This window comes from Paenibacillus jamilae (assembly GCF_050482105.1).
Lineage (GTDB): Bacteria > Bacillota > Bacilli > Paenibacillales > Paenibacillaceae > Paenibacillus > Paenibacillus jamilae_B.
Window position 1 is genome coordinate 156,627 of sequence record NZ_JBCNHI010000020.1, and the last position, 25,681, is coordinate 182,307.

24 protein-coding genes are annotated in these 25,681 nt (G+C 47.0%); 18 read left to right on the forward strand and 6 right to left on the reverse strand.

Features of this window, described 5'->3' with window-relative positions:
* Nucleotides 1-11: 11 nt before the first annotated feature.
* Both ABEW32_RS19560 and ABEW32_RS19565 read right to left on the reverse strand, forming a co-directional pair.
* Nucleotides 12-1,166, reverse strand: coding sequence for a YheC/YheD family endospore coat-associated protein (locus ABEW32_RS19560; protein ID WP_430191988.1), 1,155 nt, complete (start codon nt 1,164-1,166; stop codon nt 12-14).
* A 43-nt stretch (nt 1,167-1,209) separates the two neighbouring features.
* Nucleotides 1,210-2,589 carry a YheC/YheD family endospore coat-associated protein gene (locus ABEW32_RS19565; protein ID WP_430190878.1) on the reverse strand — a complete coding sequence of 460 codons (1,380 nt, stop codon included), beginning with the start codon at nt 2,587-2,589 and terminating at the stop codon, nt 1,210-1,212.
* Between the two features lie 162 nt (nt 2,590-2,751).
* On the opposite strand from ABEW32_RS19565, the gene ABEW32_RS19570 reads away from it, so the two are divergent.
* The 3 genes from ABEW32_RS19570 to ABEW32_RS19580 all read left to right on the forward strand — a co-directional run bounded on the left by ABEW32_RS19570 (nt 2,752) and on the right by ABEW32_RS19580 (nt 4,944).
* The gene (locus tag ABEW32_RS19570; protein WP_016819612.1) at nt 2,752-3,096 is read left to right on the forward strand and encodes a YlbF/YmcA family competence regulator; all 345 of its coding nucleotides are present in this window, start codon (nt 2,752-2,754) and stop codon (nt 3,094-3,096) included.
* A 72-nt stretch (nt 3,097-3,168) separates the two neighbouring features.
* Nucleotides 3,169-3,453 carry a hypothetical protein gene (locus ABEW32_RS19575; protein ID WP_430190881.1) on the forward strand — a complete coding sequence of 95 codons (285 nt, stop codon included), beginning with the start codon at nt 3,169-3,171 and terminating at the stop codon, nt 3,451-3,453.
* A 156-nt stretch (nt 3,454-3,609) separates the two neighbouring features.
* Nucleotides 3,610-4,944, forward strand: a complete 1,335-nt coding sequence (locus ABEW32_RS19580; protein ID WP_430191990.1) for a DRTGG domain-containing protein — start codon at nt 3,610-3,612, stop codon at nt 4,942-4,944.
* A gap of 46 nt (nt 4,945-4,990) precedes the next feature.
* Here ABEW32_RS19580 and ABEW32_RS19585 read toward each other — a convergent pair whose 3' ends face one another.
* Both ABEW32_RS19585 and ABEW32_RS19590 read right to left on the reverse strand, forming a co-directional pair.
* Nucleotides 4,991-5,488: a sporulation membrane protein YtrI gene (locus tag ABEW32_RS19585; protein WP_430190884.1), complete on the reverse strand. Its 498-nt coding sequence runs from the start codon at nt 5,486-5,488 to the stop codon at nt 4,991-4,993.
* Between the two features lie 12 nt (nt 5,489-5,500).
* Nucleotides 5,501-5,830, reverse strand: coding sequence for a YtrH family sporulation protein (locus ABEW32_RS19590; protein WP_430190887.1), 330 nt, complete (start codon nt 5,828-5,830; stop codon nt 5,501-5,503).
* A 137-nt stretch (nt 5,831-5,967) separates the two neighbouring features.
* On the opposite strand from ABEW32_RS19590, the gene ABEW32_RS19595 reads away from it, so the two are divergent.
* The 6 genes from ABEW32_RS19595 (at nt 5,968) to pyk (ending at nt 14,252) form a co-directional block, all read left to right on the forward strand.
* Nucleotides 5,968-9,633: a DNA polymerase III subunit alpha gene (locus tag ABEW32_RS19595; protein WP_430190890.1), complete on the forward strand. Its 3,666-nt coding sequence runs from the start codon at nt 5,968-5,970 to the stop codon at nt 9,631-9,633.
* A 166-nt stretch (nt 9,634-9,799) separates the two neighbouring features.
* On the forward strand, nt 9,800-10,297 hold the full coding sequence (locus tag ABEW32_RS19600) for a phosphatidylglycerophosphatase A family protein (protein ID WP_430190892.1): 498 nt from the start codon (nt 9,800-9,802) through the stop codon (nt 10,295-10,297).
* Between the two features lie 153 nt (nt 10,298-10,450).
* Nucleotides 10,451-10,639: a hypothetical protein gene (locus ABEW32_RS19605; RefSeq protein ID WP_007429680.1), complete on the forward strand. Its 189-nt coding sequence runs from the start codon at nt 10,451-10,453 to the stop codon at nt 10,637-10,639.
* A 179-nt stretch (nt 10,640-10,818) separates the two neighbouring features.
* On the forward strand, nt 10,819-11,712 hold the full coding sequence (accD, locus tag ABEW32_RS19610) for an acetyl-CoA carboxylase, carboxyltransferase subunit beta (protein WP_430190895.1): 894 nt from the start codon (nt 10,819-10,821) through the stop codon (nt 11,710-11,712).
* On the forward strand, nt 11,713-12,696 hold the full coding sequence (locus tag ABEW32_RS19615) for an acetyl-CoA carboxylase carboxyltransferase subunit alpha (RefSeq protein ID WP_430190897.1): 984 nt from the start codon (nt 11,713-11,715) through the stop codon (nt 12,694-12,696).
* Between the two features lie 125 nt (nt 12,697-12,821).
* Nucleotides 12,822-14,252, forward strand: coding sequence for a pyruvate kinase (pyk, locus tag ABEW32_RS19620; RefSeq protein WP_016819620.1), 1,431 nt, complete (start codon nt 12,822-12,824; stop codon nt 14,250-14,252).
* Nucleotides 14,253-14,347: 95 nt separating this feature from the next.
* Here the strand turns inward: pyk and ABEW32_RS19625 are convergent, their stop codons facing one another.
* Nucleotides 14,348-15,235: a LysR family transcriptional regulator gene (locus ABEW32_RS19625; RefSeq protein WP_430190901.1), complete on the reverse strand. Its 888-nt coding sequence runs from the start codon at nt 15,233-15,235 to the stop codon at nt 14,348-14,350.
* Nucleotides 15,236-15,441: 206 nt separating this feature from the next.
* On the opposite strand from ABEW32_RS19625, the gene ABEW32_RS19630 reads away from it, so the two are divergent.
* From ABEW32_RS19630 to ABEW32_RS19660, 7 genes are all read left to right on the forward strand, one after another.
* Nucleotides 15,442-16,365 (forward strand): phosphate ABC transporter substrate-binding protein, encoded by a 924-nt coding sequence (locus ABEW32_RS19630; protein WP_430190904.1) that lies wholly within the window; start codon nt 15,442-15,444, stop codon nt 16,363-16,365.
* Nucleotides 16,366-16,469: 104 nt separating this feature from the next.
* Nucleotides 16,470-17,402, forward strand: a complete 933-nt coding sequence (gene pstC, locus ABEW32_RS19635) for a phosphate ABC transporter permease subunit PstC (protein ID WP_430190907.1) — start codon at nt 16,470-16,472, stop codon at nt 17,400-17,402.
* The gene (gene pstA / locus ABEW32_RS19640) at nt 17,402-18,298 is read left to right on the forward strand and encodes a phosphate ABC transporter permease PstA (protein ID WP_430191992.1); all 897 of its coding nucleotides are present in this window, start codon (nt 17,402-17,404) and stop codon (nt 18,296-18,298) included. The genes pstC and pstA overlap by 1 nt, the downstream gene beginning before the upstream one ends.
* Before the next feature lie 17 nt (nt 18,299-18,315).
* On the forward strand, nt 18,316-19,158 hold the full coding sequence (gene pstB, locus ABEW32_RS19645; protein ID WP_430190909.1) for a phosphate ABC transporter ATP-binding protein PstB: 843 nt from the start codon (nt 18,316-18,318) through the stop codon (nt 19,156-19,158).
* A gap of 207 nt (nt 19,159-19,365) precedes the next feature.
* A complete protein-coding gene (gene pelA / locus ABEW32_RS19650; RefSeq protein ID WP_430190911.1) occupies nt 19,366-20,574 on the forward strand; it encodes a pectate lyase in 1,209 nt (402 codons plus the stop codon).
* 136 nt (nt 20,575-20,710) lie between these two features.
* Nucleotides 20,711-21,229, forward strand: coding sequence for an acyl-CoA thioesterase (locus ABEW32_RS19655; protein ID WP_430190914.1), 519 nt, complete (start codon nt 20,711-20,713; stop codon nt 21,227-21,229).
* Nucleotides 21,226-21,624: an FxsA family protein gene (locus ABEW32_RS19660; protein WP_081276763.1), complete on the forward strand. Its 399-nt coding sequence runs from the start codon at nt 21,226-21,228 to the stop codon at nt 21,622-21,624. Before ABEW32_RS19655 ends, ABEW32_RS19660 begins: the two co-directional genes overlap by 4 nt.
* A 29-nt stretch (nt 21,625-21,653) precedes the next feature.
* On the opposite strand, the gene ytvI is transcribed toward ABEW32_RS19660, so the two are convergent.
* Complete coding sequence (gene ytvI, locus ABEW32_RS19665; RefSeq protein ID WP_430190917.1) at nt 21,654-22,772, reverse strand: sporulation integral membrane protein YtvI; 1,119 nt, start codon at nt 22,770-22,772, stop codon at nt 21,654-21,656.
* 344 nt (nt 22,773-23,116) lie between these two features.
* Between ytvI and citZ the strand changes: the two genes are divergently transcribed.
* Both citZ and icd read left to right on the forward strand, forming a co-directional pair.
* The gene (gene citZ / locus ABEW32_RS19670) at nt 23,117-24,229 is read left to right on the forward strand and encodes a citrate synthase (RefSeq protein WP_430190919.1); all 1,113 of its coding nucleotides are present in this window, start codon (nt 23,117-23,119) and stop codon (nt 24,227-24,229) included.
* A 147-nt stretch (nt 24,230-24,376) separates the two neighbouring features.
* Nucleotides 24,377-25,672 carry an NADP-dependent isocitrate dehydrogenase gene (icd, locus tag ABEW32_RS19675; RefSeq protein ID WP_016819629.1) on the forward strand — a complete coding sequence of 432 codons (1,296 nt, stop codon included), beginning with the start codon at nt 24,377-24,379 and terminating at the stop codon, nt 25,670-25,672.
* Nucleotides 25,673-25,681 lie beyond the last annotated feature (9 nt).

A 25,681-nucleotide genomic window follows, 5' to 3' on the forward strand; every position in this document is an offset into this window, starting at 1 on the left:
TGTTTATCCTCCTATACCGTATGTTCAAGGGAGGCGCCCGCGCCCTTTGGCCCTGTCGCTTGGGAATGGGTCATTAAATATCGAGCATATTCGAGCGGGCGGTTGACTGAACGAAAAGCGGATTTGGGCTGACGAGTCTGAAAAAAGGAGGCCCGACCAGGGCGGGAATTAACCTCCAACAGCCAGATATTCCCATTCCGATCAATACCATAATCAATTCCCAACTCGCCAAGGCGGCCATAGCGTTTCTCCAACGCCCCAGTAATGGTCAAGGACAGCTCCATCATCTGCCTAATGATGAGACGTGTGCTGTCCGCACCAAATTGTTCACGAAGGTAAGGCTCTGCTGGATGGGCTTCGCCCCCACCGTGCAGATTGGAAGTCAGAGTTCCTTTTCTGCCTTCTCTCACGGCAAAGCCCGTCAGGCGCCAACAGCCGTTACCGTCCTTTTGCATGAGTGCACGAACATCAAAGGGGTGGTTGCTTTGGCTTGTTAATTTCAAATAAGGCTGCACGATATAGGCGCGTTTGTGTGCAATACCGTCGATCCATGATAATCCTGCATCCAATTCAGAAAACAAGCGACGAAACGGGCGGTTTTGGGAGTTTCTGCCTTGTACGTACAGTCCCTGACCTTCTTCCGCCAGCCGGAGATACAGCGTGCCCTTGCCATGTGTTCCAGACTGTGGTTTCATAAATAGCTCCGAATGGCGCTGTAGCCACTCCACAAGCTGGGACGTATCCCGGTATGGGGCCGTAGGCGGCACAAAAGGCCGCACTTCATCTACCGTATGCAGAGCGCGATACACCTGCCATTTGCCAGGCAAATTACGCGACCAGTAGATGAGCTTGCGCGATTTTTGCTCCGCTATATCTTCCAGAGTGTGCTTGACATTCTGGCTCTCATGGACATGAAGACAGCGGTTATAAACAATATCCGGCAAGGGAAAACGGCCTAATGTCCATGCTCCGGCACGATAAACATAACCCCGTATCGATTGATCTTCAGGTGAAACTCCTTCGGCGGTAAACGCCATTACGCTAATACCAGAGCGCCTGCCCAACAAACTTAGCCTGCGGCAGAAATCGGCTTCGGTAATAGGAGGAGTAGCATCCTGCTTTCGGCTAACAAGCACGCCCAGCATGCTTGGCATAACAAGAGACACCGACAACAGCTCCTTTGGCAGCCGGACTCTGCAAGAGATCAATTCATTTGAATCCGGCTGAATAACGGCAGTATTCAATCATTTTTTTTACGGACGGGCGGGTTTTCTGATCGTTTAACGGCGTATTGTCATTTTTTGACGGCTTGGAATTGACCTCCAGCAACCAGATTCGCCCTGTGCTATCAATCGCCAAATCAATACCAAATTCCGCGAAATGAGCAGGAATCGCTTTTTCCACTCCACTTGCGATATCCAGTGCAGCTGCTTTGAGAGAGGTAAGTCCATTCGATTTAACTGCTGCAGGCAGTGTGGTTTTAGCCAGTGCTTCCTTGACTGTACTGAGCGTACCGCCTCTTGCCAGATTGGATACAAAGTGGCTGCCTCCGGCGATCCGAGCGACAATGGAGGTTACGGTCCAGGTTCCAGACGCATTTTTTTGTACAAGCGCGCGAAAGTCGACCGGACGCTTACCCTGATCAATCAAGGTAAGACCCTGTTGCAACTGAAAGCGTGTTGATTTCATTTTCCCCGCTAAGCTTTTGTACAGTTTATCGACGTTGGCGTACGTTTGCTTACGGGGAGTGCCCGCTGTCGTGGATAGCACCGTAAAGGTACCATCGGCTTGCTTGTTAATGCGCATAATGCCTTTACCAAGGCTTCCGCGCACAGGTTTGAGAAAAACAGACGGGTACTGATTGCACATTTTTTTGAAGACGGCAAAGGTTTGCAGCAAGTGAGACTCGGGTAAATACTTGCGCAGGGAAGAATTAGACTTGAGCGCATCAAACACTTCATTTTTATCCAAAAACTTTTCATTAAAAATGGTCGTGCCGTACTGCGATTTTACTTCTTTCATGAAATGCTGTACGCTAGTTCTGTTCTCGAGTTTACGGGAGGTAAGCCGGTTATTGACGACATCGCCAGCAGGCATGACCGTCTTTTTCCAGTCTCCGTCATACACCCATCCCTGAACTCGCCCGGGCTGACTACCGATATGCTCCGGGGTGAAGAAATACACATATGCTCCTTGTCTGCGGCATTCCCCGACTAGTTCACGGCAGAACAGGGTGATCGACCCGAAAGGCTTGTCGGGCTGTTCGGGATAGTCCCGACTAACCAGCACGCTAATAAGTGGGCCCACTCGAAGTGTCCGGCGGCCTCGGCTGTAGGTTACTCGCAGATCACAACTGGCATGACTGGCATGAAGCCCCATTTTTCGGGCCAGCACGCTTCCCACGCGTAGACCGCTGTATCGGGGTACCGATATGACGGTAACCTCTTGGCGGAACGAGCCGAAGGCGAGCTGAACGGGGTGGCCTGCGGATATCTTCCATTTGCGAAGCAAGGACTCGCCGACCATGAGTACGTCATCCTGCAAGATGCCCGATCCGATGATTTGAATCGTTGTTTTTTTGATGGACATCGTGGATCTCCTTCCGGGCAGCAACTTGATGTCTTGAAAGTAACGGGAAACGTGAATGGGCTGTAATAGCACTGATTCATCATATGAGGACATATATACCTTGGTGATTGACGGACAATGTGAAATGTTGACACAAAACTTGTAATGGAGGAATGAACAATCATGAATATCTATGACAAAGCCCACGATTTAGCGAAAGCATTGAAGGAAAGCAAAGAGGTAGAGGAAATTACGTCAGCGATGAAGCTGATTGAAACTGATCCGGAAGCCAAAAAAATGCTCGACGATTTCCGTGAACGCCAAATGGAAGTACAACAGCGGATGATGAGCGGCGATATGCCAGCACAGGAAGAGATGGAAAAGATGGAAAAAATGTTCGAGGTACTCAGCTTGAACCTCAACATCCGTCGTCTGTTCGACGCTGAACGCCGCCTGAGCGTGATTATTGAGGACGTAAATAAGATTATTGCAGATAGTCTGCAACATTTGTACGGTTCGTCTCTGTAAGTTTGTCTCATATTCCTTCCTGTCCTCTCATAGACTAGATACATAGAGTCACAGGGAGAGGAAGGGATACGATTGGGTTCTTTTAAAAAATGGAAACACGGTTTGTACACACTGATTGCATTGGCTATGGTATTGGTTGCGTTACCACGCATCTCGCTGGCAGGTGGCCTGAACTGGGTTAACGGCTTTGGGATGGTGTGGGTGCTTTTTGCGTTGCTTGTCATCGGAGCGAACATGCATTTTTTGCTGGGTGTGGATGAGGAAAAGCGCAAAACACTGGAGCGTGCGCGACGGGCCAAACTGCAGCAGTGGCAGATGAAATGGGATAATAAAGCTGACAAAGGCAATATGCTGTAAGTGTTTTTCCTAGTATGAAGCGTCCCTTAACAAGAGGGGGCGCTTTTTTGTTTTCTCCAAAGCAAAGATATCCTAATGACAAGGTCTAAAACAAAGGGATTTTGTGTTATAATAGATACAGAATGATACAGATTGAACGTTGGGGGTGTAACAGAGTTGGACGGGCTAGATGAAACAGTTACGAAGCATGAGCAGCTATTGCGTCATATCGAGCAGTTGAAAATAGGCTCCAAAATTTCTGTACGCAGATTAGCTAAAGAAATGAGCGTTAGCGAAGGCACGGCTTATCGGGCCGTGAAGGAAGCAGAGAATTTGGGAATTGTCATTACCAAGGAACGGATCGGAACAGTACGAGTGGAGAAGCGTCCACGCGGCTTGTCTGAGCAACTGACCTTTGCAGATGTTGTGAATATTGTAGAGGGACATGTGCTGGGCGGAAGCGAGGGACTTGAGAAGCCGTTGCACAAGTATGTGATCGGGGCGATGCGTGAGGAAGCTATGGCGCGTTATATTGACGCAGGTAGTTTGCTAATTGTAGGTAACCGAGAGGATGCGCATTCGCTTGCATTGGAGCAGGGAGCAGGTGTGCTGATTACAGGGGGATTCGGTACGAGTCGAGAGGTTAAGCAGCTTGCAGACCAGATCAGTCTGCCGATTATTTCCTCGCGTCATGATACGTTCACCGTCGCTTCTATGATTAATAGAGCGATATTTGACCGTCTGATCAAGAAGAAGATTATGTTAGTTGAAGATATTGTGGCAGGCAAACCGAAGACGCTGACCTTAAAAATCAACAGCACGCTTACCGAATTTGAAGAGCTATCGGTAACCACAGGACATCATCATTTTGCCATAGTGGATGAATGGAATCGGTTAATAGGGATCGTCAGCCGTAAAGATGTGGAAGGGCTTCAACCTGAGCATACGATGGATAAATGTATGATCCGTAATCCCATTACGGTCACCTACCAGACCTCGTTGGCTTCTGCCGCTCAAATGATGGCATGGGAAGGTGTAGATTACTTGCCAGTCGTGGACCGCAACCGTAAGCTGCTCGGGTCCGTTACACGGCGTGAGGTGCTGGAAGCACTGCGTAACGCCCAAAAGCAGCCACAACTGGGCGAGACGTTCGACCAGCTGATTTGGAACGGGTTCGCTGAGGAGCGTAATGAGGACGGATCATTATTTTTTCGCGGTTTTATTATTCCACAGATGGCCACCAATTTAGGGACGATCTCGGAAGGCGTACTGGTCAATGTGATGACACAAGCGGGCTACCGCGCAGCCAGAGATATGAGTGGCAAGGATTATGTGCTGGATAATTTGACGACTTATTTTATTCGACCGGTACAAATTGAGGATGCTGTCGTTCTTCGTCCGTTGCTGCTTGAGATGAGTCGCCGCACCTGCAAGCTGGAAATTGCTATTTCTCGGGAAAATCATTTGGTGTGCAAAGCAGTGATGACGCTTCAATCCATTGAACATGGTTAATCTACCAGATGGTTTGGAGCAGGAACTGGAGTTAGCTTAGATCGACTTAGTGGCTTTGAGGCAGTCTCTCCTTTGCTTCCAGCCAAATTTGCAGCACGCCTTCCATTACAAGCATCGTTTTGACCTGGATTGTATACTCCTTGTCACGAACGGTGTATTTTTTTTGGTGCAGCAACATACGTACTAGCTTGCTGTCAGAGTCAATCTCGAACATATCTCTGCCGCGTAGCACCTCCAGATCACGACTGACACGGCGAAGAAGCTCTTTCAGGTTAATCGCGTCAATTTTTTCAACTGAAGCTTCCTCTGCGATCAGTTTAATCTCTTTGATAACGGTTTGACGCTTGCTATATTTGCGCAATGTTTTGTTGTCTTCTTCGGCTTGCTGAAGCTGAAATTGAAGGTCCTGGTTATTCGTCCACAGCTGATTGAAGCTTGCATGCCAGATCACATTATAGATCATCCCCCCCGTAATCATACCGAGTACAAAAACGGAGGATAATTGCATAAAAGGGCGCAGGCGATCAAAAGGGGGAACTCTCATAGTTGTATCACCTCACGGCCGTCCGTTGCCGCATATCCATTTGACCAGCTCGGCACCCATATGAGCGCCTAAAAAGGCGAAAATCAAGAACAATATCTGTTTAATGGCAGGTGACAAATTGCCATCCAACATATTGCTCTCAATGACCCGGATCGGGTCCATCGTTCCTCCCACAGCGGCGGCAAGCGCCCATATCTTAATCCTTCCTGCAACCTCCAGCATCGTCTGGGTAGGCGGCTGAAGCGATACTACAGCTCCCATTCCGCCGAGCATGGCTCCTCCGAGCACGATGCCGAAGGCAATGAAGAAGTCAAGAATCGCTTTGGATATAAAAGTGCTCATGCTCTTTTCCTCCTTGGGTATACGAATCAGGACCGCGCTTGTCCGCCGGGGTCTGTACTTTTATTCTATGGGCGCTACTAACGCGGATATGATAAAATAGTTTGAAGAAAATCAAGCGGTGAAGGGAAGAGAAGCGCATGAGTTCATTTGTGCATTTGCATGTTCACAGCGAGTACAGCCTGCTGGACGGCGCGGCTCGTACCGCGGAATTGGTCAAACAGGCATCAGCTTACGGAATGAAGGCGCTGGCCCTTACAGATCATGGGGTCATGTACGGTGCCATACCTTTTTATAGAGCATGTGTAGAGAACGGCATTAAGCCGATTATCGGGTGTGAGGCTTATATGACGGCAGGATCGCGCAAGGAGCGTGGCAGCCGGAAGGATCAGCCTATATATCATTTAATTTTGCTCGCCAAAAATAAAACAGGCTATCAAAATCTGATGAAGCTGTGCTCCATCGGCCATTTGGAGGGCTTTCACTATAAGCCGCGCATCGATATGGATGCTTTGGCTGCTCATCATGAAGGCATCATATGCTTGAGCGCTTGCTTGGGCGGTGAAGTGCCGCAGCATTTGCTGCATGGACGGGAAGCCGAGGCACGACGTGCAGCGGAACGATACCGTAGCATTTTTGGCGAAGATTTCTACCTGGAGCTTCAGGATCATGGTCTGTCGGAGCAAAAACGTGTAAATCCTCAATTGATCGCATTGGCGAAAGAACTGGATATTCCGCTAGTGGCGACGAATGACGTGCATTACTTAACCGAGCCGGATGCTGATGTCCAGGACGTTCTGATCTGTATCGGGACAGGGAAGACCGTTGATGATGAGGAGCGCTTGCGGATACCAACACGTCAATTGTATCTGAAAAGTCAGGAGGAAATGGCTCGTTTATTTCCACATGTAGCAGAAGCCATCGCTAATACGGTGCGTATCGCTGAAAAATGCGAGTTGGAACTGGAATTCGGCCAATCTATTTTGCCTGAATATCGGCCTCTGCCGGAAAGCATGACATCTTCGTCCTATTTGCGCAATCTGTGCGCACAAGGACTGGAACGGCGCTACGGAGGCGATCCTGTATGGGAGCAGCCGGAGGAGCGGAAAAAACTAGATCAGCGGCTAAACTACGAATTAAATACGATTGACAGCATGGGCTTCAGCGATTACTTCCTGATCGTATGGGATTTTATTGCTTTTGCTCATAAGCATAAGATTGCAACCGGTCCGGGACGGGGGTCCTCCGCAGGTAGTTTGGTGGCCTATGTGCTTAATATCACGAATGTTGATCCGATGAAATATAATTTGCTGTTTGAACGCTTCCTGAACCCTGAACGGATCAGCATGCCGGATATAGATATTGATTTTAGCGATGAACGCCGTGACGAGGTAATCGACTATGTAGTACAGAAGTATGGAAATGAGCATGTAGCGCAAATTATTACTTTTGGAACGTTAGCGGCAAGAGCCGCGGTCCGTGACGTCGGCCGTGTATTGAACGTGCCGTATGGCGAGGTGGATAAGGCGGCCAAGTTGATACCGGCTCAGCTCGGCATTAATATTCGGCATGCGCTGGAAATCACCCCTGAGCTAAAGGCGCTGTACGAAACAAAGCCCAAAACACGTGAGCTGCTAGATATGGCGATCAAAGTAGAAGGAATGCCTCGTCATGCTTCGACACATGCGGCGGGTGTTGTCATCTCGCGGACTCCATTGACTGATGCGGTTCCGCTGCAAGAGGGGAGCGAAGGGGTTCCTTTGACGCAGTATTCGATGGAAAGTCTAGAGCGCATCGGTTTGCTGAAAATGGACTTCCTTGGACTGCGTACACTCTCCATTATTGAACGGTGTATGCGCTGGATTGCGGAGCAGCATGGAGCAGCACCTGACTTTAGCCGTGTTCCCGATGATGACCCGCAGACCTATGACTTGCTGGGCAAAGGAGATACAGGGGGCGTATTCCAGCTGGAGTCGGCCGGTATACGCCGGGTACTTAAAGATTTAAAGCCGAGTGTTTTCGAGGATATCATTTCTGTTCTGGCATTGTATCGTCCGGGCCCGATGGGCTTTATTCCTAACTTTATACAGGCGAAGCACGGACAGATTGAGATTTCCTATCCGCACCCTGATCTTGAGCCGATCTTAAAGGACACGTACGGTATTATTGTGTATCAGGAACAAATCATGCAGATTGCTTCGCGTATGGCTGGCTTTTCCCTGGGAGATGCTGATCTGCTGCGCCGCGCGGTGTCCAAGAAAAAGCGCGAGGTGCTGGATCTGGAGCGGGGTCATTTTGTTGAAGGCAGTATCAAGCAGGGTTACACAGAGGAGGAAGCCGGCAGGGTTTACGATATGATCGTCCGTTTTGCCGACTACGGTTTTCCGCGTGCCCATGCAGCTGCTTATGGTGTGCTAGCATTTCAGACGGCATATCTTAAGGCGCATTATCCAGTGCAATTCATGGCTTCCATGCTGACGGCCGTAATGGGAAGCCATCGAAAAGTGGCTGAATATGTTGTCGAATGCCGTCGCATGGATATTGCAGTGTTGCCGCCTGATGTGAATGAGAGTGGAGTGCTGTTTACCCCATTACAGCAAGGCAATATCCGCTTTGGACTGGCTGCGATTAAAAATGTCGGCACACAAGCAATGGAAAGCATTCTTGCTGTACGGAAGGAACGTCCTTTCGACAGTTTGCTCGATTTTTGCCGACGTGTTGATCTGAGGGTATGTAATAAGAGAGTGATTGAATCGCTCATTCAGGCAGGGGCATTTGATTCATTGACGGGTCATCGGGCACAGTTGCTTGCCATGCTAGATGAGACGGTGGAAGCAGCTGCCAAATGGCGCAAGGAACGTGACGATTTGCAAATTGATATGTTTGGGTTTGTGGAAATGCCTAATTGGGACATCGAATATCCTAATGTGCCCCATTTTAGTGCCAGCCAGCAATTAGAGCTGGAACGCGAATTGCTGGGATTGTATTTATCGGGGCATCCGTTAGATGCTTTTGAGTCGCTGCTGGTAAGCAGTCAAGCGGATCGTCTAATGGAGCTGAGTGATGTCCCAGATGAAACGGTCATTGTGACCGCAGGCATGGTGGTGTCACTCAAAACGATTACGACCAAGCAGGGGAAAGCCATGGCATTCATAGAACTGGAGGATCAGATTGAGCGCTGTGAGGTCGTGCTGTTTCCTGAGGTTTGGAAGCGAAGCCAGCAGTGGATTGAAAAGGGTGCCTTGCTTGCACTTCGTGCCAAGATGCAGCAGCAGGACGAGCACTTCAAGCTCCTTGCCGATGAGGCAGCTCCGCTAGCGGAAGACGCGCTGTCCCGGCTCCTCCAGCGTCGACGTACTAGCGCACGTTCGTCCGCAGCAGCTGGGGCATCCGTGCCGGCTGCCGGCAGTCCGGGCGGGAGAGCGCCGCGTGTGTCGCCCTCGCCTTCGGCAGCCACTACATCAGTGTCGCCGCAGCAGAAGGCAGCTCGCCCCGTATCGCCTGCTTCCCAACGCGGAAGCGAAGCGGCTCATGTTGAGCAGGCGCCGTCCTCGGGCGGCTCGGAATCGCCCGCCCGTCAGCGGGTGTTTGTCAAAATCACCCGCCAGGCCGAGGAGGACGCCAGCTTGCTAGCCAGCCTCAAGGCGCTGCTACAGGAGCATCCCGGTGCTCTGCCTACCGTGCTTTTTTACGAGAGCAGCCAGCGTCTGCTGGCGTTGAGTGACGCCTATAGCATTAAGCCTTCTCCTCAGCTTTTTGATCGAATAGAGTTGATGTTGGGTGAAGGCACTGTGAAAGTCAAATGATAGGCACACAGCAATCGCCCTTAATGTAACGGTTTTATGAACATTTTCCCTTCCATTCGCATACACTTGGAAAACTGGCGGAACAGGAGGTTCAACACGAACCCTGCATCATTAGGTCCCGCACGGTGGAAGCATACAACTGCATGGTGAAAGCGGGAGGGAAATCATGTCCTATGAATATGCAGAAACCTTGTTAAATCGCAGAGGCATTCGGATCGAGTCCATTGCGGACATTGTTTTTCAGCTTCAGCTAAAATATTATCCTCATTTGACTATGGAAGAATGTGTAGAAAGTGTCAAAGCGGTTTTGCAAAAACGAGAGGTACAATATACACTGCTGACAGGCATTGCGCTCGATGAGCTGGCCGAAAAAAAACTTCTGCCTCAGCCACTTCAAGCCATTATGGAGGCAGATGAACCGTTATATGGAGTGGACGAGACACTAGCTCTTGGCATTACGAGCGTGTACGGCATGATTGGCTTGACCAGTTTTGGCTATCTGGATAAAGAAAAGATTGGAATTATCGATAAGCTGAACCAAAAAGGCAGTGGTATTCATGTGTTTTTAGACGATCTTGTCGCCGGATTGGCTGCCGCTGCTTCTTCGCGTATTGCCCATCGGAGCCTTCATGCCAAGCATTATCCTGCATCATTGGATGATTAATTGGTCTGAATAAACAGAATTAATGATTTTCTAGGCCCTCCGACGGAACTTGAATGATCAGGAGGGCTTTTGTTGCGGGAAAAAAGTAAGGTATGTTATCATGAGTCTATTATATGGGCTCAAAACTTGAGGCTTAGGGGGTAGAAACAAGGCATGTGGACGGTGATATATATTGCACCGACGGCCAGACTGGCTGACATGATTAAGCTCAAACTGTCTGAAGAAGGTTTTATGGTGCAGACCCGGGCCATCAGTGCATCCAAGCAACAGTTTGAGATACTTGTGCCTTCGGGTGAAGTCGAAGAAATACAGGAAGTGCTTAATTCGATTTTGCGCCCTTGAGTCCGGAACGGCGGAAGTGATACAGCAGCATGAATGGAACAAAGGATGCACGATCGGCGGTAATGTTGTAAAACAGGCGTTGACGTGTGTATGAACATAATGCTTAGAGGTGCCGCATCGACGGCAGAGGACCTTGTATCGGTTACGGCTGACAAATAAACGGCTGGAGAGGTGTAGTTGTGTTTAAAGATTTATTCCAAAAGAAGCGTAAATACGCGACCATCCCTTCGGAACGGGCGCTGAGCGGCGATCAAGCGGACATGCCGGATCGTCCCAAACGGGAAATTCCCGAAGGTCTTATGACCAAATGTGGCAAGTGCGGAAGTATTCAATACAGCAAAGAGTTGGAGAAAAACTTGAAAGTGTGTCCGGTGTGCGGATACCATATGCGTTTGAATGCGATGGATCGCATTCGCATGGTACTCGACGAAGACACGTTTACGGAATATGATGCCGATATGATTTCGGTCGATCCGCTGGATTTTCCGGGATATGCAAGTAAGTTAGAGCAACAGACCCTGAAATCTGGCCTGCGCGAGGCTGTCGTTACGGGCGACGGCCTTATTCATGGGCTTCCTGTTGTCGTAGCGGTAATGAGCTTTGACTTTTTTACAGGCAGCATGGGTTCGGTCGTAGGAGAGAAAATTACGCGTGCCATTGAGCAGGCGATTGAGAAGCGCTTGCCGCTTATTATCTTCTCCACATCTGGTGGAGCACGTATGCAGGAAAGTATCCTGAGTCTGATGCAGATGGCCAAAACAAGCGCTGCTCTCGCTCGTCTGGACGAGCAGGGATTGCTCTATATTTCTGTGATCACTGATCCGACTACAGGTGGAGTTTCTGCCAGCTTTGCTATGCTTGGAGACATTATTATTGCAGAGCCAGGTGCTGTATTCGGTTTTGCAGGTCGTATTGTAATTGAGCAAACGATCAGACAGAAGCTGCCGGATGATTTCCAAACTTCCGAGTTTAATTTACAGCACGGACAATTGGATATGGTTGTACACCGCAAGGAACTGCGTGAAACCCTTGGGCAATTGCTTGATCTGCACAGTGTGAAAGGGGAGGAATAAATGGCTGGCGAATTGCCTTATGAAAAGCCCCTGGTCGAGATGCGACAGAAGATCGAAGAACTTAAGCAATTCGGACAGGATAAGCAAATTGATTTTACAGATGAAATTAACCGCCTGGAAGAACGTTATCTCCAGATGGAAGAAGAAATATACACGAACATTACAGCATCGCAAAAGATGCACCTGGCTCGTCATCATCAAAGACCAACGTCTCTTGATCTGATCGAGCAGGTGTTCACGGATTTTATGGAATTGCATGGCGACCGCTTGTTCGGAGACGATCTGGCGGTTGTGGGCGGGATTGCCAAGCTAAATGGTATTCCGGTGACCGTCATTGGTCAGCAACGTGGTAAGGATACCAAAGATAACATTGCACGCTTTTTTGGTAGTGCCCATCCGGAAGGATTCCGTAAAGGCTTGCGTTTGATGCAGCAGGCTGAAAAATTTAAGCGTCCTATTATCACATTTATTGATACGAAGGGCGCTTATCCGGGTAATACAGCAGAGGAGAGAGGTCAATCGGAAGCGATTGCCCGCAATTTGCGGGAGATGGCAAAGCTTTCGGTGCCTGTTATTTGTGTGGTCATCGGTGAGGGTGGAAGCGGCGGTGCGCTTGCCTTTGCAGTAGGTAACCGTGTGCTGATGCTGGAGCATGCTATTTATTCGGCCATTTCTCCGAACGGTGCAGCCTCGATTCTATGGAAAGATGCTTCTAAGGCAGATCAGGCAGCTGAAGCGATGAAGATCACCGCTAATGACCTCCTGCGCATGGAGATTATCGAGGATATTGTGCCAGAGCCGAAAGGGGGCGCGCATCGTAACTATGAAGTGACTGCTGCCGCAATCAAGGAGCTATTAGAACGTCATTTGGCAGACCTTACAAATATGAGCTGCGATGAATTGAGAGAAGACAGGTATCAAAAATTCCGGAAAATAGGCCAATACACCTTTTTGAAGCCTTCGGAATCTGAACCTATGTTGTAATACACTGGAAACGGGTAACAATAAATATGACGAACTTCCTATACAAATAGGAAAAAGTGTAGTAGATTTAATTGTTGGAAAAAGATATAAAGAGTAGCACCTTTGAAAACGGAGGAAAAACCCAAATGCGCAAAACTAAGATTGTATGTACCATCGGTCCTTCCAGTGAATCATTGGAAAATGTGAAGAAACTGATTATGGCTGGTATGAATGTAGCCCGCCTGAATTTCTCTCACGGTGATTTCGAGGAGCATGGCAACCGGATTAAAAACATCCGTCAAGCTTGTAAGGAGCTTAACAAAAATGTTGCTATTTTGCTCGATACGAAGGGGCCGGAAATCCGGACAGGAAAGCTCGAAGTTGAACCTATTGAGCTTGTTCAGGACGAGTTCATTACGCTGACAACGGAAGAAATTCTCGGTACGCAAGATCGTATTTCCATTACGTACAAGGATCTTCCCTCGGACGTGGAGCCCGGCTCCACCATTCTGATCGACGATGGTCTGATTGGACTCACTGTTATTGAAGTATCAGGCACTGAAATCAAATGCCGCATTGTCAATGGCGGAACGATCAAAAGCAAGAAGGGCGTTAACGTTCCAGGCGTTGCTATCTCATTGCCTGGTATTACGGAGAAAGATGCTAATGATATCATCTTCGGTATTGAGCAGGACATTGATTTCATCGCGGCTTCTTTTGTTCGTAAAGCAAGTGATGTACAGGAAATCCGTGAATTGCTGGCGAAGCATAACGCAAGCCACATTCAAATCATCTCCAAAATTGAAAATCAGCAAGGTGTAGACAACCTGGATGAAATTTTGGAAGCTTCGGATGGTCTGATGGTTGCCCGTGGTGACCTCGGTGTGGAAATTCCTGCTGAAGAAGTGCCTTTGGCGCAAAAATTGATGATTAACAAATGTAATGTAGCGGGCAAGCCTGTTATTACGGCAACACAAATGCTGGATTCCATGCAACGTAACCCGCGTCCGACTCGTGCGGAAGCAAGTGACGTAGCCAACGCTATTTTCGACGGAACAGATGCAATTATGTTGTCCGGCGAAACAGCTGCTGGGAAATATCCAGTAGAATCTGTATTGACGATGTCCCGTATTGCAGAAAAAGCTGAATCATCTTTGAACTACCGCGATTTGTTCAAAAAACAAAGAACGGCTCAAGAAATTAGTATTACAGAAGCAATCAGCCAATCCGTTTCTATTTCTGCACTGGATCTGCATGCCAAAGCAATTCTGACGTCCACACAAAGCGGAACAACGGCGCGTATGATTTCTAAATACCGTCCAGAAGCTCCGATTGTTGCTGTGACAACACAGGAAAGAACAGTACGCCGTTTGGCTCTGATCTGGGGCGTACATGCAGTACAAGGCAGACCAATTGTAGACACAACAGACAGCTTGTTTGACAATGCACTGGAAGGTGGTCGCAAATCTGGCCTCGTTAAAGAGGGAGATTTGGTTGTAATTACAGCGGGCGTACCTCTTGGTGATTCCGGTTCTACGAACCTGATCAAAATTAGCTGCGTTCCAGCACAAGCGTAATTGTAGTCTCTACCCGGTAATATAGGAACGATATTCTACTCGTTACAATAAGCAAAGAGCATTCAGGTTAATATGACCTGGATGCTCTTTTTTTGTTATCTAGCTCTCATTCCTTCTTGTCTAATAACATCAAGGAATGCCTGCTGCATCATGTTCAAGTGTGTATCTTGTTGATACACGATGTTTATTTGATAATGGCTCTTTTGGCTATCATTCTCGGGATACGGAATCCACTCCACCGAGGGGATAGTCTGATCCTCGTTACGAATTCCGCAGGCAGGAAAGAAGGCAAGCGCTTCTCCGCTACCTACCATTTGCTTTACTACATCCCATGAGTTGATTACCAGATGGGATCTAACTAGCGAAGAATAGCGATCTACAACCGATGTCCCGCTATATTTTACCCATATGTGCTTGTCCAGCATATCGGACCCACTAATGTCTAGTGACTTGGATGTCTCTGCCAATGTAGACCGGATAACCCCCACCTGATCTGAAGCGAATGGTTCTGCCACCGTATTCTCCAGAAGAGGCTCCGCGTCGTCGAGAAAAGCAAAATCGATTTTTCCCTCTTTCAGTAGCTGCTTAATTACATCTGGAGATTGAATCTCTAATTGAATACGACATTCTGGATATTGCTGAGCAAATTCAGCCATGATAGCCGGGAGAAGATACATGCCTGAAATCGACTCTGCGCCCAGATGTAATTGACCCTGTGAATGTTCTGTCAGTTCGTCTACAGCTTGTCGGGCTTCTTGCTCCAGAGAGAGAATTTGCTTAGCGTAAGGCAACATTTTTTTTCCAGCCTCGGTTAACATTATTCTACCTTGTTGAAGAGAGAATAGATTAGCACCCATTTCCTTTTCCAGGCTTTTCATATGAAAGCTGACGGTAGGCTGTTTGACTTGCAATGCTTCGGCCACCTCTGTTGCTTTATGGAATTTGTCAATCAGCACTAAGATACGTAATTTTAGAATATTCATAGAATCGAACAGCTCTCCTTACTTGATAATCATACGCAAATTCATACTATAGATTAATTATATACCGAAAAATAATTTATCTATCAATATTTTATATTTGTTTTACAAAACCTAGTCGTTCGTCTAACATTCCAAGCCTACAATGTAAAAGTGTTGATGGTCATAAATAAAAAACCGTCACTTAAATAAGGGGAGGACAATAAAAAATGTTGAAAAAATGGCCGTTCATTCTGATGACTCTCACCATGGTATTTGCACTTGCAGCTTGCGGATCAGGTAACAATGCTGCACCACAAGGAGACGCTGCTGCAGGAACAGACAATAAAGCAACTGCTGAACTGACAGGTAACATTCTGGCTGTTGGCTCCACTGCACTTCAACCATTGGTAGAGCAAGCGGGACAAAAATTTATGGCTGTCGATAAATATAAAGGCATTGCAGTTCAAGTGCAGGGCGGCGGTAGCGGTACTGGCTTGACTCAGGTTTCCGGCGGACAAGCGGATATCGGTAACTCTGACGTATTTGCAAAAGAAAAATTGGAGAGCGGCGCAGAAGAACTGGTCGATCACCAAGTTGCTGTTGTAGCTATGTCAGCGGTAGCGAATCCTAAAGTAGGCGTTACAGATCTGAAGAAAGATCAACTGATCCAAATTTTCACAGGTAAAGTTACGAACTGGAAAGAAGTTGGTGGTGCAGATCAAAAAATCGTGATCGTGAACCGTCCAAGCAGCTCCGGTACTCGTGCAACCTTTGAAAAATACGCACTGGGGCAAAAAACGGAAGATCTGCCAGGCTCCATTCAGGAAGATTCCTCTGGTACTGTGAAAAAGCTGATTGCTGAAACACCTGGTGCGATTGGTTACCTGGCTCTGTCTTATATCGACAACACAGTTACTGCTTTGAAGTATGACGGTGTGGAAGCTAACGTTGAAAATGTAGAACAAGGTAAATATCCAGTGTGGGCATATGAGCACATGTACACCAAGGGTGAGCCAAAAGAGCATGTAAAAGCATTCCTGGACTACATTTTGTCCGATGAAATCCAAAAAACAGACGTTGTAGACTTGGGATACATTCCGGTAGCAGGTATGCAAGTGAAACGTGATGCTGACGGTAATATCACGAAATAAGGGGAGCTACTCCTGTTCGGATGAACGCAGCTAACGCGAGTATATTCACGAAGAAGAGGCGGACTAGCGTCCGGCCTCTATTCTTCGGTTAAAGGAGTTACAGTATGGAACCAATTGAAGGGAAGGCATACATGGAACAGAATAAACGATCCCGAGTTATGAAAGAAAGACATTACTGGGAAGAATGGACCGGCCGCATCTATACGTCGGTTTGTGTCGTTTTTTTAGTTGCAGTTATCGTCTCCATTGTATATTTTGTTGCCTCCAAAGGTGTAGCTACATTTGCGGTGAATGGAGTCAGTCTGCGAGAATTTTTCTTTGGTACCAAATGGAGCCCGGATGGCGAGCCCAATTCCTTCGGTGCGCTGCCGTTCATTACGGGGTCTTTTGCCGTAACTATTTTAGCAGCGTTAATTGCCAGTCCGCTTAGCTTGTGCGCAGCTTTGTTTATGACAGAAATCGTGCCGAAATCGGGTAAACGGATCCTTCAGCCTGCCATTGAATTGTTATCTGGCATTCCGTCGGTTGTTTATGGCTTTGTCGGCTTGACCGTAATTGTCCCGTTGCTGCGAAACGTGTTCGGGGGACAAGGCATCGGCATTCTCGCAGGTTGCCTTGTGCTGTCAGTTATGATTTTACCGACGATTACGAGTATTATGGCGGATGCGTTGTCTTCCTTGCCGGGGGGTCTGCGTGAATCCTCTTATGCGTTGGGTGCTACCCGCTGGCAGACAATTGCCCGCGTTATTATACCAACGTTGCTGCCTGCTCTTTTAACAGGAATTATTCTCGGGATGGCTCGTGCCTTTGGAGAAGCGTTGGCTGTGCAGATGGTCATCGGGAATGCTCCGCACATACCGCATTCTTTGCTGGAATCCGCTTCGACCTTGACCAGCGTTATTACACTTAGCATGGGCAATACAGCGATGGGCTCCGTTCATAACAATGCACTCTGGAGCATGGCACTTGTTCTTCTGCTCATGACATTCATTTTCGTGCTGCTGGTAAGGCTGCTTGAAAGGAGAAACCGGGTTTGATGAAAGCTAAAACGACCGACAAGATCGCTACATTTTTAATCTGTTTCTTCGCCTTGTTTATTGTTGCACTTTTGGTGGGATTACTAGGCTTCATTTTGGCTCGTGGAGTGAGTCATATTTCTTTTGATTTTCTAACCAGTGCTCCGCAAACGTTGCGTGCAGGGGGCGGTATTGGCCCGCAATTATTTAATTCGGTATTTTTGCTAATTCTAACTTTGATTATTACCATTCCAATTGGCTGGGGCGCTGGTATTTACATGGCGCAATATGCAAAGCCGGGGAAAATTACAGACTTCATACGACTTGTCGTCGAAGTATTGTCCTCATTCCCGTCGATCGTCATTGGATTGTTCGGACTATTACTTATCGTCAATACATTTAATTTTGGTTTTTCCCTCTTGTCTGGGGCTCTGGCTTTGGCCGTATTCAATCTGCCGCTGATGGTTCGTACGACTGAGCAGGCTTTCCGTGCTGTGCCAAAAGAGCAAAAGGAGGCGGGACTTGCGCTAGGGCTGTCCAAATGGAAAATCATTACCTCCATTTTGTTGCCAGCTGCGCTGCCAAGCTTGATTACAGGCACTATCTTGGCCGCAGGCCGCATTTTCGGGGAAGCCGCCGCATTGCTGTTTACAGCAGGGATGAGTACACCGCCGCTTGATTTTACCGATTGGAATCCATTGCATGCCAGATCGCCTATTAATCCGATGCGACCTGCCGAAACATTGGCTGTTCATATTTGGAAGGTCAATAGTGAAGGCATTGCTCCTGACTCCAAAGATATCGCCGCAGGCGCTTCTGCCGTATTGGTGCTGCTCGTACTGGTCTTTAACCTGAGTGCAAGATGGTTCGGAAGAGTCGTTTATCGCCGTCTGACAGCTGCCAAACGAATGGATTAGAGAGGGGATGGAGAACAATGGAACATGTGATTACACGAACGGCAAAAACCGCCGCACCAGCAACATCTGTACAATCTGCACATTCAAAACAACTTGTGGGGCAGCAGCCACACCCGTTCAGTACCGAGGATTTGAGTATTTATTACGGAAGCTTTGAGGCTGTGAAAAAAGTAAATTTAGCTTTTCCGGAACAGACCGTGACCGCCCTGATTGGGCCTTCCGGCTGTGGTAAATCAACTTTTTTACGCTCCCTTAACCGAATGAATGATGAGATTGCGTCTTCATCGACGACAGGACATATTTGGATGGATGGACAGGATTTGACTGCGCCGGAGACGGACGTGATCAAGCTTCGTCAGCAAATAGGCATGGTGTGGCAGCGGCCGAATCCTTTTTATAAATCAATTTATAATAACATCGCCTTTGGTCCCAAATATCGCGGAGTGCGCAAAAAGAAGCAGCTTGATGAAATCGTCGAAAGCAGCCTGCGCAAGGCGGCATTATGGGATGAGGTCAAGGATCGTCTTCACGATTCTGCTCTCGCTCTGTCTGGTGGGCAACAGCAACGGCTTTGTATTGCACGTGCACTTTCCGTTCAACCGAAGATTCTATTGCTTGACGAACCGGCTTCCGCGCTGGACCCTGTGTCTACAGGCAAGGTGGAAGAGCTCATTACTGAATTGAAAAAAGAGCTGCGCATCGTTATTGTGACGCACAATATGCAGCAGGCTGCACGGATTTCCGATTATACTGCCTATTTCTATGTCGGAAGTTTGGTTGAACATGGGAAAACCAACGATATATTCACGAATCCTGAAAACGAGTTGACTCAAGAGTACATCATGGGTCGCTTTGGGTAAGCCGCGCAGTTTGACGACTTGTTATAAATATAGAGCAGGGTAAAACATCTTACTAATCTAGTATTAGTAAGATGTTTTTTTATTAGTTTAGTAAACTCTTACATTTGTATATAATAAAATATATTGATTATTTGGTTATATTTTCATATAATACATGTGTTTAATAGTTCTTGTAATGCCACAATCCAATTAAAGGAGAGGTTTGGAATGAGGTTTAACGTTAAAAAATCTGTCAAATGGATTGCTTTTACTGGTATGGCTATTACCTTAACAACAGGGCTTGTCACCCCTTCATGGGCGGCAGCAGAGCAGGATATGACTGATGCGGGGGCGAGTGTAACTCAAGCTGTATACAAAGATGAAAACGTTTACAAAAATACTATTGTTCCTTTGGCTAATGTGAATGTGAGCAGTTTGCTGGACAAGTACCGTGATTTTAGTAAATTTTCTACTGGGAATACATCTAAGGACACTACGCTTGCCTTGAATATTGTATCCTGGCAATTGCCACATGGTGGATTCTTCAAAGCGATGGAAAAGAATTATAAATCCAAATGGGACGGCAAGACAGCGCGTTCTACATGGAAGAGCAAAGATGGGGTCGAACTCGGTACGTTTGATAACGAGGCTACAACAACCGAGATTCGCTTCTTAGCGGATGTATACAAAAAAACCAAAAATAAAGACATTAAGAACAGTGTACAAAAAGCAGTTGATTTCGTACTAACCTCTCAATATTCCTCAGGTGCTTGGCCGCAGGTTTACCCTAAACGTGGTAATTATTCCGATGCCGCAACCTACAACGATGATGCAATGGTTAGAGTGATGGTATTGGCAGATGACATTGTGAACAAAAAACAGCCGTTTGATAGCGATATTCTTGATAATACATATCGCTCCAGGCTTCAGCAGGCCCTTAATAAAGGGGTACAGTATACACTTAAAGCTCAAATTGTGAACAACGGCACACCAACGATCTGGGGAGCACAGCATGATCCGGTTACTTATGAATCTGTACCTGCGCGAGCCTTCGAGCTTGCTTCCAAAACAACGACGGAATCGGTAGGCATTACGGCCTTCTTGATGTCTCAACCGCAGACGGCTGAGGTGAAAAAAGCTGCTCAGAGTGCCTTGAAATGGTTTGACACGAATCGGATCGACGGTATGAAATACAATCGTCAAGGTCCAGAATTTTTCCAAAAGGATGCTTCAAGCGTGATGTGGTATCGTTTCTACAATGTGGAGGACAATAAGTATTTCTTCTCGGACCGGGATGGCAAAAAGTATACGGACATCATGAAAATTAGTGAAGAAAGACGACTTGGTTACGCCTGGGCGGGAAGTCAGGCGAAGAGCTTGCTGAAACTGGCTTCGGAAAGTGGATATTACAAACTGTCCAAGCCGTTGCCACAATAATAAAGCCATCATTAGTACATGCAATGAGAGGGAGGACCGGATGGTTCGGCCCTCTTTTTGTTCCCAGGCGGTAAATATGGTTTAATGGAGAGAGGGCAAAATAGAGATAAAGATGCACAAAGATAGGAGAGCTTGTATGACTCAAGAGGAGAAACAAACGCAACTACGATGGTATGGCGCACCTCTACGTGTCCGTTATCAGGAAAGCGACCAGATGGGGGTCGTGTATCATGCGAATTATTTAAACTGGTTTGAGATCGGGCGCACCGAAATGATTCGGCAGGCAGGCTTTAACTACCGGAGTATGGAAGATCGAGGAGTTTTGCTGCCGGTTATTGAAATCAATGCGAAATATGCGAGTCCTGCCCGATATGATGATTTAGTTACTATTTATACCGCTATTACGGACTTCTCCAGACTACGTCTAAACTATACTTATGAGGTTCGACGGGTAACGGAGGAAGAGCACCAAAGGAATATAGGTAAAGTATGGACGGAGGCTGACACGCTGCCAGGAGAACTGCTGGTCACAGGATCGACTCGACACGTGTGGCTAAATACCGATTGGAAGCCCGTCCGGCTGGATCAGGCACTTCCAGAGTTGTACACTGCGTTAAGGTCTGCTTTTACAGGCGGGGAGGGACAGAAGTCATGATGATGCGTAAACGTCTGTGGCTGTTGCTGCTGCTCATTCCTTTGGCGGAGCTGTACGGGTTTATATGGGTAAGTCACTGGATCGGGGCGGGAAAGACCATTCTGCTCATCATTCTGACGACCCTGATTGGCGCTGCCATGATGCAATTTGAAGGTCGCAAGGTGATTGCCGATGCCAAAAATGAAATGAACCGGGGGCAAATGCCCGGCCGTAAAATGCTGGATGGTTTATGCGTGTTTTTCGGTGGGAGCTTGCTGCTTATCCCCGGATTTCTAACAGATATTATTGGTTTTACGTTAGTGTTTCCTTTAACACGAGTATTGTACCGACGTTTTTTGTTGAAGTGGCTGGAGAAAAAAATGAAAAACGGCAGTATTACGTTTCGGCGGTTTTAACTGAGCTGCCGTTATTCTCTGTCCATGACTTAATGGACTCTTCCCGCAAGAATATAGTTGCGCAAGTCCTGAATGACATTTGCGCGATTCAGCGCATCAAGGACAATGAGGGATACAGGTCCAATAATTAACCCTAAAACGCCAAACAGCTTGAGCCCGATGAACATCCCGATAAGGGTGGGAAGCGGGTTCAATCCCACGCTACTGGCCAGCACCTTAGGCTCCACGATCTGCCGTCCAATCAATAGGATGGCGTATAGGATCGACAATCCAACCCCTAATGCCAAATTACCTGACATATATGCATATAGTGTCCACGGAATCATCACGATGCCAACCCCTAAATAAGGTAACAAGTCCACCAGCCCGATCATCAAACCGATGGTAAAGGCTGATTCCACACGCAAGATGAGTAGCCCAATGATGACGGTTAATGCCGTAATGGAAATGATAATAAACTGTGCACGCAAATAGCCGTACAATGCTTTACGCAGATCGTGCCATATATCTGACAATGGTTTGCGGATCGTATCAGGAACCGTATTCGAAAGTATTCGACTATGTCGGTCCCAATCCTTACTAATAAAAAAGGTCGCTAATACAATAACCATTAATACGGCTCCCATATTAGGCAGAGAGGTTAGCAAATTCAAAACCCCATTAAAAAATTGACCGACTAGCGTAGTAACGGCCGAACTGACGGTCTGAGTTGTTTTATCAATATTGCTATTAATGGTGTGTTGGTAATCCGGATTATCCCGAATAAAATGGTTGATTTCAATAATTATATTTTGAATCAAATCGCTTTGCGTCCAATCAATAAACAGGCTTTTAAAACGCTCGATATGTCCGTCAAAAGTCATGGCCAGCTTTATTACTTCTCGAACCATACGGGTGATTGCAGCAGACAAAATGATTGCGATTCCGCCTAAATATACAAATAATGAGACCGTGACAGCCGCCCAGCGTGGCATACGAGCTTTGTTACGCAAAAAAACGACCAGTGGATTCATCGCATAGGCCACAAGCCAGGCGAATAGGAAGGGATAAACGAGAGGAAACAGCACATATATGCCCAGCAACAGAGCTACAATTACGATTACGACCCATAAAGCACGGAATATGCGATTCAGGATTAACCGGCTCAAGCGCTCACGACTCCTTTCTTTGCGATGGCATCCCTTAAGATGAGTGCTCTACTATACTTATGCGGGAAGGGGGTAAGACAAGACCTGTGTAAAAAAGTGCAAATAAACTCGTATTTTTTGTAAGGGGTTTCAAAAATTTCTTTATAGTAGTGATAAAACATTTGAATGTGTTGGAATAGCCCTCAATGTTCACATAAACGACAAAATCCAGTATAGTGAAAGAAGGTTTAAATATTGACATATGGCGTTAACATTACTCAGCTATTTAAAAGGCATATCTTACTTTTGAAAATGTTTACATTGCAAGTCCGTTCACAATGTTTTTACAAAGGAGAGATGTAACGATGACAGCGACCAAAGGTCTGGAAGGGATCGTAGCGACCACTTCCTCCATAAGCTCTATCGTAGATGGCGTTCTCACGTACCGGGGTTATAACATTGATGATTTGGCTGTTAACGCCGATTTTGAAGAGGTAGCTTATTTGTTGTGGTTTGGGAAATTACCCGACCAAGAGCAATTGCAGGAACTTCGCAGCCAGTTAAGCGAATATGCTGCTATTCCCGATGAGATTATTACTCAATTAAAGTTATACCCGAAAGAATTGAGCACGATGGCTGCCTTGAGGTCGGCTGTATCGTCTCTTGCTTTGTATGACTCAGAAGCGGATGATATGTCAAGAGAGTCCAATGTGACTAAAACCGTCAAGCTTCAGGCGCAATTGCCCACAATTGTGGCAGCCATAGCACGTATACGCGAAGGCTTGGAACCAATTGCGCCTAAAAAAGGTGTTTCCATTGCTGAAAACTTTTTGTATCAGCTGACTGGCAATGATCCGGAGGAGACGGCTATAAAAGCGTTCAATCAGGCTCTCGTGCTGCATGCCGATCATGAATTGAATGCTTCGACCTTTGCTGCGCGTGTGACGGTAGCCACTTTATCAGATATCTATTCCGGGATCACGTCTGCCATTGGAGCCTTAAAGGGACCGTTGCATGGTGGAGCCAATGAGGCTGTTGCCAAAACGTTGGAGGAGATTGGCGGTTTGGATCAGGTGGACTCCTATATTCAGGCCAAACTGGATAACCGCGAAAAAATTATGGGCTTCGGACATCGTGTCTATAAAAACGGTGATCCGCGTGCCAAGCATCTGCACAAAATGTCCCGCGAGCTGGGAGAAATGAACGGCGACACTACGTTGTTTGATATGTCAGTTCGAATTGAGAGTATTGTAACAGGGCAAAAAGGCTTGAAACCGAATGTGGATTTTTATTCTGCCTCCGTATATACCCAACTGGGTATCAAAAGAGACCTGTTTACTCCTATCTTTGCTGTGAGCCGAGTATCGGGGTGGACGGCACATATTTTAGAACAGTATGAAAATAACCGTTTGATTCGTCCTCGTGCGGAATACACAGGTCCGATGGATCAAAAATATGTATCACCAGAGTTGCGTTAACCTTTGGAGGAAGATTGAGGTTGTATACCCTGAATTTAAAAAATAAGGTACAATAGAAGGGTCGGCGAGAGATATACGTTTTTGTCTGTGATAAAGATCATGTCTTTCGTCCTGTACCCATTCATATCTGAGGAGGAAAAGGAACTTATGGCGAAATTTGAAAAGTTTGAGCTCCCAACTGAAGGCGAAAAAATTACAATTGATAACGGTCAACTGCAGGTTCCAAACCATCCGGTAATTCCGTTTATCGAAGGTGACGGCACAGGTCGCGACATCTGGAAAGCTTCCAAGCGTGTACTGGACGCGGCTGTAGAAAAAGCATATAACGGCACGAAAAAGATTGCCTGGTATGAAGTATTCGCTGGTGAGAAAGCTTTCAATACATACGGCGAGTGGCTCCCTAACGATACTTTGGAAGCCATCCGTGAGTATATTGTAGCCATTAAAGGTCCACTTACGACACCTATTGGCGGTGGTATCCGTTCATTGAATGTGGCATTGCGCCAAGAACTGGACTTATACGTATGTCTGCGTCCTGTTCGTTACTTTAACGGTGTCCCATCCCCAGTAAAACGTCCTGAGTTGGTAGACATGGTCATTTTCCGTGAGAATACAGAAGATATCTACGCAGGGATCGAATATGCCGAAGGGTCTGAAGACGTGAAAAAAGTGATTCAGTTCCTTCAGCAAGAGCTGGGCGTGAATAAAATCCGTTTCCCTGAAACCTCAGGAATTGGGATTAAGCCAGTTTCCTCCGAGGGTTCAAAGCGTCTGGTACGGGCAGCTATTCAGTATGCCGTTGACCATGGACGCAAGAGTGTAACGCTCGTACACAAAGGTAACATTATGAAATTTACCGAAGGTGCCTTCAAAAACTGGGGTTATGAAGTAGCTGAGCAAGAGTTTGCAGATAAAGTATTTACGTGGGCTCAGTATGATGTCATCAAGGAAAAAGAAGGTGAGGATGCGGCAAATGCAGCTCAAAAAGCAGCTGAAGATGCAGGCAAAATCATTATCAAGGATGCGATTGCTGATATTGCACTTCAACAAGTGCTGACTCGTCCTTCTGAATTTGATGTCATTGCTACGCTGAACCTGAACGGGGACTATCTGTCCGATGCTTTGGCTGCTCAAGTTGGTGGAATTGGTATCGCGCCAGGTGCAAACATTAACTATGTAACCGGGCATGCTATCTTTGAAGCTACACATGGTACAGCTCCAAAATATGCAGACAAAGACGTAGTGAACCCTGGTTCCGTAATTCTGTCCGGCGTTATGCTACTTGAACATTTGGGCTGGAAAGAAGCAGCTGACCTGATTTACAAAGGGCTGGAGACGTCCATTAATAAAAAGATCGTAACTTATGACTTTGCCCGTCTGATGGACGGTGCTACACAGGTGAAATGCTCCGAGTTCGCGGACACTATTATTAGTAACCTGTAAGGAAGGGGA